This is a genomic window from Flavobacterium columnare NBRC 100251 = ATCC 23463, from assembly GCF_002530675.1.
Taxonomy (GTDB): Bacteria; Bacteroidota; Bacteroidia; order Flavobacteriales; family Flavobacteriaceae; genus Flavobacterium; species Flavobacterium columnare.
Map to the genome: position 1 here is coordinate 1 of NZ_PCMX01000154.1, position 8451 is coordinate 8451.

Here is an 8451-nt window from a genome sequence, read left to right on the forward strand (position 1 = left end):
AAACTTTGAAACTTTGAAACTTTGAAACTTTAAAACTAAAAATAAAAAAAATGAAATATACAGTAAACGAAAAAGGATTTTATGGTGATTTTGGAGGGGCTTTTATCCCAGAAATGCTGTATCCTAATGTGGAGCAGTTACGCCAACAGTACCTTGATATAATCGAAACGGAGAGTTTCCAACAAGAATATTTAGAATTATTAAAAGATTATGTAGGTCGCCCTACCCCTTTGTATTTTGCTAAAAATTTATCGGAGCAATATGGCACCAATATCTATTTAAAGCGAGAAGACTTATGCCATACAGGTGCGCATAAAGTCAACAATACCATAGGACAAATTTTATTAGCCAAACGATTAGGCAAACACCGCATCATCGCCGAAACGGGTGCTGGTCAACACGGAGTGGCAACCGCCACCGTTTGTGCCTTAATGGGATTACAATGTATTGTGTATATGGGCGAAATCGACATCAAACGTCAAGCACCCAATGTTGCCCGAATGAAAATGCTAGGCGCAGAAGTCCGTCCTGCCACCTCAGGTTCAAAGACCTTAAAAGATGCGACTAATGAAGCTATTCGCGATTGGATTAACAATCCGCTTGATACCTTTTACATCATAGGATCGGTAGTAGGACCTCATCCTTACCCTGATATGGTAGCCCGTTTTCAGAGTATTATTTCGGAAGAAATTAGAAAACAATTATTAGAAAAAGAAGGTCGCGAAACCCCTGATTATGTCATTGCTTGTGTGGGTGGAGGAAGTAATGCCGCTGGCGCTTTCTATCATTTCCTAGACGATGAAAATATCAATTTAATTGCTGTAGAAGCCGCTGGAAAAGGAATTTATTCAGGCGAAAGCGCTGCTACCTCAATATTAGGAAAAGAAGGTATTATCCACGGAAGCAAAACCCTATTAATGCAAACCGAAGACGGCCAAATTACAGAGCCCTATTCTATCTCGGCAGGATTAGATTACCCAGGTGTAGGTCCATTACACGCGCATTTATTCAAAAGCGGACGCGCCACTTTTATGTCAGCTACCGATGACGAAGCGATGCAAGCAGGTCTTAACCTTTGTAAAAAAGAAGGCATCATTCCAGCAATTGAAAGTTCGCACGCTTTAGCCATTTTTGACTTAAAAAAATTCAAGAAAGAAGATATTGTAGTCATTAACCTTTCTGGAAGAGGCGATAAAGATTTGAATACGTATATCAATTACTTTGAATTATAAAAAAATTGTTTCAAGTTTCAAGTTACGTAACGTGGAACTTGAAACTTGAAACCTGAAACTTGAAACAAAAAAATCATGAACAGAATCAATAAACTTTACACACCAACAGTTCCCCCTTCGGGGGTTAGGGGGCTTTTATCCCTGTATTTCACCGCTGGGTATCCTGCATTAAACGACACCGTACACATCATCCAAGAACTAGAAAAAAACGGAGTCGATATGATTGAAATCGGATTACCATTTAGTGATCCCTTAGCCGATGGACCTACTATACAAGAAAGTTCGACGATTGCATTAGAAAACGGAATGACTTCTGCCCTACTTTTCGAGCAATTGGCAACCATTCGTCAAACGGTACAAATTCCGTTATTGATTATGGGATATTTGAATCCGATACTGCAATTTGGAGTAGAAAAATTTTGTCAGCAATGCGCCCAAGTAGGCATCGACGGTTTAATTATCCCCGATTTACCTTTGGAGATATACCAACAAGAATATCAGGCTATTTTTGAGAAATACGACTTAAAAAATATCTTTTTAATCACACCGCAAACCAGTGACGAACGCATTCGCCAGATCGATGCTATTTCCAATAGTTTTATCTATATGGTCAGTACCGCAAGCGTTACGGGTAGTCAAACGGGCTTTGGGGACGAGCAAATGGCGTATTTTGAACGCATCGCTAAAATGCAACTGAAAAACCCACAAGTCATAGGTTTTGGAATTTCTGATGCTAAAACGTTCCAACATGCCACTACGCACCAACAAGGTGCCATTATTGGTAGTGCGTTTATCAAACATTTAACCGCTAATGGTGTGGATGGTATTGGAAATTTTATTAAGAAAATACGATAATATTAAGCCTGAAGATTTTTTCAGGCTTTTACTTTTTTTACCACATAGTTTCAATATCTAACCGCAAAGTTAGCAAAACTTTTACGCTAGGTTCGCAAAGTTGCTCCACTCAGTTTGTTACTCTGAGGCAACGAGGAATCTAAAAAGAATCAAGTCTCGAACTTATTTTTATTATCATTTAAAAGTTCATCAATTATATCAGTTTTAAATTTTGAAAAAGGTCGTTTATGAAAATTTTCTGCTTTTTCCTCGACTCCAAAAATTATCCGATATGCTTCTTCTTTTGACATTATTCCGCCAAAACTATCTTTAACAATATTCAAAAAAGTGTCTGAATATTTAGAGCGTAAATGCACCAAATCTTTCAACTCCAAATTAGAATGTGCATTATAAATCTCTTCTATACGATTAAATTTTAAGGTATTATCCGTTTTAGAATCTTTCTCAACGTCAATTTTTAAATTAAAATCTTCTAAACTCCTATACTCATAACTAAACTTGAAATTATTACATTCTAGATAAGGATGATTTAAATTATTTAAAGCATTTTCCCAACCATCATCAGGAGCGTTATTTAATTTTATATGATTACACGATGGACAACTTGGTATTAAATTATAAAGTGATAATGCTAAAATATAAAATGTTTCTTTAGGAAACCAGTGGTCAAGCTGCGCTCTCGCTCTGTCATCAACAATCTGCAAAGTATAATTTCGATTACAATAAGCACAGGTATTAAAACCTAATTTCTCTAAAAAAACTTTATTCTTAAAATTTTTATATCCAGTATTAATAAAAAAATCCTTTATAACACTTCTATCATCTTCAGAAATTTCTAGCTGTAAATATTCTCGATGTAATTCCAATAATCGAGACGGTAATCCTGATATTAAATCTTCTTTATAAGTATTTAAAAAAATAAGAAAATTTTCATTCAATTTAACTTCAGTGTTATTTCTTTTTATAGATGTACTATTCAAAGTTCTACTTACTTCATCATAATGAAACTTAACAGCTTCATTATTGGGTTGCAACTTAATCATGATTTACTCTTTTATAAAACCTAATTCAATTGCACGTTTCTTAATATACTCCTTTTCTTTTTCAAGAAGATATTCTTTATCAAAAACTTCGTAATACATTTCGTTTAATTTAGTTCTTATTAATGGTTCATCTATCAAATCAATGATCCGTTTATGTTTTGCCTTTTCAATTACATTAATTTTAGACTCGTCGGTTTCATTTTTCATATCATTCAACCATTCAATAGTTTTATTAATTTCATTTTTAGCAAAATCGCCTATCAACAATTTATGTTCATTGTCATCATTAAAAAAGAAACTATCTATCAACAAATCAGCAATATTAGCTCCAAATGTATTCTTCCTATCAAATTCTTTAGGTTTTCCATCAGATAAAAACAACACATTCTGTTTAGGAATATCAGATAAAATAAAAGGGGAATGGGTGATAAAAAGTAAATTAAAAGATTTGTAAGTTTTAATATTTAATGCTTTTAAATAATGAAGAAAATCTTGAATAAAACTTCTTTGGAACTCAGGATGGAAATACAACTCTATTTCATCAAAAACAATATTAATATTTTTGTATTGAATCAACTCTTGAGTACTTTTCTCTCCCCTAATCCTTTGTACAGATATTAAGTTACGTATGTGATAAATTACAGTATGTAACAAATATATTTTTTGACGTTGTCCTGAACTTAACTTTGAAAACGCATCTTGTTTATTCTCATTAAAATAGAATTCAATCTTAAAAAAGGAAGGTACTATTTCATAAATAGTGATATCATTTGGTATGTCATCAAGTCTAGGGGTCAGATTACCAATTTTACTACCATCACTAGTGATATATGTAACATTTTGAAATGCATCAGGATCAAAAGTTCTTTCAAATAATTTCTTTTTTGCACTTTTCAGCATTTTTTCCAATGACTGTATTTCTAAAAAATCTAAATCTTTTGTGTCTTTATCAAGATAAGGTTGACAGATAAAAAATAAAGCTTGTCTTAATTTAAATGTTAAATGGCTCGTATCATTTTCGAGTGCATTTATATAATCTTCAAATAATTCACTGTTTATATTTTTAATTTTGAACCTTCTTATTTCATCATTATCATTTAATACTTCTTCTTTAGTTTCAAAGCAGTCTTTATAATCTTCAAAAACTTTATACCAAACTAACTTATACATTTTAACCACAAGGTAATCAACAGCATATCTAGAAAATAAATTTTCAGTAACAGTATGATTCTTACCTTGTTTTAAGGGATAAAACTTATTCAATAGTTTTACTATAATTTCAGTTCTTTCCTTTTTGGAATTTAAAATTCTGAAATCACCATCTTCAATATTAAAATTTAAGAACTTAGTTTCATCTATTGAAATATCAACATGTGTTAGTTCTTTTTTTTCTTGTATTAACCTCAAACTACTTTCAGATAATATATTTGCGATAAGTCTGGCTTTTACTAAATCATTTTCTTTGTTAATATCAATATTACCTTTATCTCGATAGGGACTAATAACCAATGGAAATTGATATCCATCATTTTTATGAAACACCCCTCTTATCCATTCTCCTATTTCCTTTGTGTTAAAAGCATAATGCGAGTAATTATGAACACTAGTATAAAATAAATCTCTCAAAAAATATATACTTTGATTAGGCAAGTTTGCGGTTTCACTTTTTTTTACTTTATCTAAATCATCAAAATCATAAAGGTCATTACTTATTGCTATGTATAAATTATTATTTTCCTTTCTACACCAATCTTGAAAGTAAACTTTATCATTCATCAATTTAATTCTGCGAATATGTGGCTTTTTATAACTAGTATCATCATTTTCTAATAAGCATTTTTCATTTTTTCTATTACTAGCTATAAATCCTGACGTCTGAATATAAAAGAATTCTAGTTTTAAATTTGATAAGTCTTCTTTTTTACTTTTTTCAAAGTTATTTTTATTGGTTCCATAATCATCTTTACTTGAATCGTAAAGTTCATCAGTTACAATAAAATTATCATCTATCAACATTGACATTTTAGTTATGCTAGCCAAAAACAACTCCATCAGAGCACTCTTCCCACTCCCATTTTTCCCTACAATGGCAGATATACTAATTCCTTCACCAAATAAATCATCAGGAAGTGAGTTGTTAAATTTTATTTCAACTATTTTATCTTTTCCTTCAACTTTTTTCCCATTTGTATTCAGAAATTCATAATCTTGATAAAACTGATAAATCCTATTTTCTTCTAAATTCTTTAAGAATTTTTCATTGCATCCGTCAAGCGGTCGTAGGGCAAGTAATTTGAAACTCATGGTTTGTTGTTTAATGGTTTGTTATAAAGTTAAACTTCTCTAGAGTCATAAACTTACGGTTTCCCGTAAAAACAATATCCAAAAGCTAAAACAAGAAAACACACAATAATAGCGCAGGGTTTAGTAGAGGAATATGTTTTGTTTATTTGCTATTCAAAAATAGCATTTTATACAAAAGAGGCTTCAAAAAAATATTCTGTTGGGTACTTTTCTTTTATCCCACAAAATTTTCCATAAATACCTGCGTTTTAGTATCTTTAAGAACTACTAACCCAAAATCGGCTACGCATGTTACTACGTCCGCTTCTTTTTGCATTGTTCGCTATACAAGGCATTGGTGCTCAAATCAAAAAACAGGAACACAAAGATTTTAGAACCCCTCAGGAAATTGAGTTGGAGCAAGTGCTATTGAAAATGCGTGCGCAGTTCAAACAGCATTACCGCTCAAACACCACCGATTTTTACACGGTAGAAGCTGTGGCGCAAATCAACCAAATGCCTTTTTATAGTTTTAAAGGTACTTGTCTCTTGAAGTCCGTTTCGCCTATTGGTTGCGAAAGTACTTATCAATTGGACAAAGCGAAATTTGATACGTATCAGCAAGCTGAAAATGCCATTTTTAAAAAAGAACGCAATCCAAGGGAGCAAATTCCATTTTATTTGACTTCGATTTTTGGGCAGTTGGAGCACTTCTATGAAAGCTATGCTTTTTTGAATCGCAAAGATTTTCAATTCAAATTGGAAGAAACCAGTGATAAAGCTAACTATATCCTGCATTTTCGCTCACAAAATCCTAAATTACCATTACTGGGCTCCTTAACGCTTACCAAAAAAGAATGTCGCCCGATAACCTTGGAATATCATCTCCTTTCGAACTATACTTTTGAGATGAGCAGTGATAATTTTAACGACAAACAAAGTACGGGATATACTGTAAGGGTATTGAAAGAGGTAGTAAAAATGACCTTTCAGGAAACAAACGATGTTTTCGTTGTGAGTCAATACGAATCGGACTATAGTTTTAAAAACGAAACCAAAGACACTTCGGTTACCATTCAGGGGGATGTGGGACATTCTGTAATCAAAATGCGCAAAACGACTAACGAAGTGAACATCTGCAAAAAAGATTTTGATATGGATATTTTGGAGTAAATTTTATAGTTAGACCAACGTTGGAGCCACAAACGAGAGGTCTTTTATACCATTTAAACTTAAAATATACTGGATTAAAAAGTAAAATTCTCGCTCTTTTTTTTCATTTTAAAACAACTCGGACGGACGGTTGAGTTATAATTGAAATCATGGTTCGTTCGAGCGCGAAACGTATCAAGAATGAATGCTAATTTTTGTTGCTTTTGTAGATGTACTATTTTTAAAAAGAAAATTTAAAGTTTAAATGGTATTAATGCTATTCCTTTTTAAATACCTTGCTCATAACAAACCTCATCCTTTCTAAAAAAAAATTTTTAAAGTCTTCATTCTTTTACAAAATTTTAAATTTTAGCGTTTTGTATGAACTTACCCAAAGTGCTTATTAAGCATTTTTAGGAAATTAAGGTTCTAAGTCTAAATTTAAAAGCATTTTTATATATTTGACTTCCATCCTAATGTACTATTTAAAAACAAAACATTAACTTCATAAAAACTAATAAGAAATTATAATAAATAGCAGATGATTGAGAAAAAAATTTACGACTTTATCAATTTAAATAAAGGTGAAGAAAAGCAAGAAAAAGTTTTAGAAACTGTAAAATCTAATATTTCTTTTAGAGGATCTAACTTATGGACATTGGCCTGTGCCATAGTAATTGCCTGTGTTGGCTTAAATGTAAATTCTACAGCTGTAATTATAGGTGCAATGCTTATTTCTCCTTTAATGGGGCCTATTGTAGGAGCTGGATTTTCATTAGCTATTTATGATTTTGAACTATTAAAAAAATCTTCCAAAAATTTATTAATTGCTACCATATTAAGTTTAACTGTTGCAACTATTTATTTTTACTTTAGTCCTTTTAAGGATACAAACTCCGAATTACTTGCTAGAACCTCTCCTAATATTTACGATGTTCTCATTGCTTTTTTTGGAGGTTTGGTTGGTGTTATTGCAATAACTCGAGTAGAAAAAGGCAATCCAATACCAGGGGTAGCTATTGCCACTGCATTAATGCCTCCTCTTTGTACAGCAGGACACGGACTTGCTATTAGTAATTTTTCTTATTTTTTAGGAGCTATTTATTTATATTCTATCAACTGTTTTTTTATCTGCATCTCAACCTTTTTAGTACTTAAATACCTGAATTACAAACCTATAAAAACACTCAATCAAAAATTTGAAAAACAAATACGTTACGGTATTTCAATTCTTATTTTAATTATGATCATTCCTAGTTTTTATATGGCATATAGCTTGCTTCAGGAAAATAAGTATAACCAAAAAATAGAAGAGTTTCTAACTCAAGAATTAACAAATAAAGGCTATACAATTATTTATAAAAAAACAAAACATAATACCACCCCTAAAACAATAGAACTGGCTTTTTTAAGTAAAAAGTTTAATGAAAATGAAACTAAATTACTAAATGAAAGACTTTCTAAATACGATATTAAGAATACTGTAATAGAAATAAAACAAGATCCAAAAGATTTAAAAGATGAAATTTTGAATGAAATTGGGATTCAAAACAAAACATCTGACCAAAAAGATCTTTTAATAAACAAATTACAAAAAGAATTGAATGAGTACAAAATTTCAAATAACGAAACCTTAGAAGAAATTGCTATCCTATTTCCTGAACTAAAAAATGTATCATTAGGAAAACATATAATTAATACAAATACGGACGAACAAAAAACATTTATTGTTTTGCTGTACGAATGTAATGATAATACAATTGACACAAATAAGATAAAAAAATGGTTGAGTCAAAAATTACAAACACAGGATATTGAATTGGTAAAAAAATAACATCTTTTTTTATTTTTCACATTCAAAAACACAGGAAGGATGTGGCATTATT

The 8451-nt window shown here is 31.2% G+C and carries 6 protein-coding genes; 4 read left to right on the forward strand and 2 right to left on the reverse strand.

Annotated features, from left to right (window positions below; translation table 11 throughout):
* The first annotated feature begins 50 nt into the window (after positions 1 to 50).
* Both trpB and trpA read left to right on the forward strand, forming a co-directional pair.
* Entirely contained in the window at positions 51 to 1232 is a 1182-nt protein-coding gene (gene trpB / locus B0A78_RS13800; protein WP_097609780.1) for a tryptophan synthase subunit beta, read from the forward strand.
* Between the two features lie 75 nt (positions 1233 to 1307).
* Positions 1308 to 2087, forward strand: a complete 780-nt coding sequence (gene trpA, locus B0A78_RS13805; RefSeq protein WP_097609781.1) for a tryptophan synthase subunit alpha — start codon at positions 1308 to 1310, stop codon at positions 2085 to 2087.
* A gap of 149 nt (positions 2088 to 2236) precedes the next feature.
* Here the strand turns inward: trpA and B0A78_RS13810 are convergent, their stop codons facing one another.
* Together B0A78_RS13810 and B0A78_RS13815 are read right to left on the reverse strand one after the other, a co-directional pair.
* Positions 2237 to 3130, reverse strand: a complete 894-nt coding sequence (locus B0A78_RS13810; protein ID WP_097609782.1) for an HNH endonuclease — start codon at positions 3128 to 3130, stop codon at positions 2237 to 2239.
* Between the two features lie 3 nt (positions 3131 to 3133).
* Positions 3134 to 5434 carry an ATP-binding protein gene (locus B0A78_RS13815; protein ID WP_097609783.1) on the reverse strand — a complete coding sequence of 767 codons (2301 nt, stop codon included), beginning with the start codon at positions 5432 to 5434 and terminating at the stop codon, positions 3134 to 3136.
* A gap of 288 nt (positions 5435 to 5722) precedes the next feature.
* Between B0A78_RS13815 and B0A78_RS13820 the strand changes: the two genes are divergently transcribed.
* On the forward strand, positions 5723 to 6586 hold the full coding sequence (locus B0A78_RS13820; RefSeq protein ID WP_123907314.1) for a hypothetical protein: 864 nt from the start codon (positions 5723 to 5725) through the stop codon (positions 6584 to 6586).
* A gap of 520 nt (positions 6587 to 7106) precedes the next feature.
* Complete coding sequence (locus B0A78_RS13825) at positions 7107 to 8399, forward strand: TIGR00341 family protein (RefSeq protein WP_014164332.1); 1293 nt, start codon at positions 7107 to 7109, stop codon at positions 8397 to 8399.
* The last annotated feature ends 52 nt before the right edge of the window (positions 8400 to 8451 follow it).

Excerpts from the sequence above, each read along its gene's own strand:
- B0A78_RS13810 (WP_097609782.1), bottom strand. The coding sequence starts at position 3,130 with ATGATTAAGTTGCAACCCAATAATGAAGCTGTTAAGTTTCATTATGAT.
- trpA (WP_097609781.1), top strand. The coding sequence starts at position 1,308 with ATGAACAGAATCAATAAACTTTACACACCAACAGTTCCCCCTTCGGGG.
- trpB (WP_097609780.1), top strand. The coding sequence starts at position 51 with ATGAAATATACAGTAAACGAAAAAGGATTTTATGGTGATTTTGGAGGG.
- B0A78_RS13815 (WP_097609783.1), bottom strand. The coding sequence starts at position 5,434 with ATGAGTTTCAAATTACTTGCCCTACGACCGCTTGACGGATGCAATGAA.
- B0A78_RS13825 (WP_014164332.1), top strand. The coding sequence starts at position 7,107 with ATGATTGAGAAAAAAATTTACGACTTTATCAATTTAAATAAAGGTGAA.
- B0A78_RS13820 (WP_123907314.1), top strand. The coding sequence starts at position 5,723 with ATGTTACTACGTCCGCTTCTTTTTGCATTGTTCGCTATACAAGGCATT.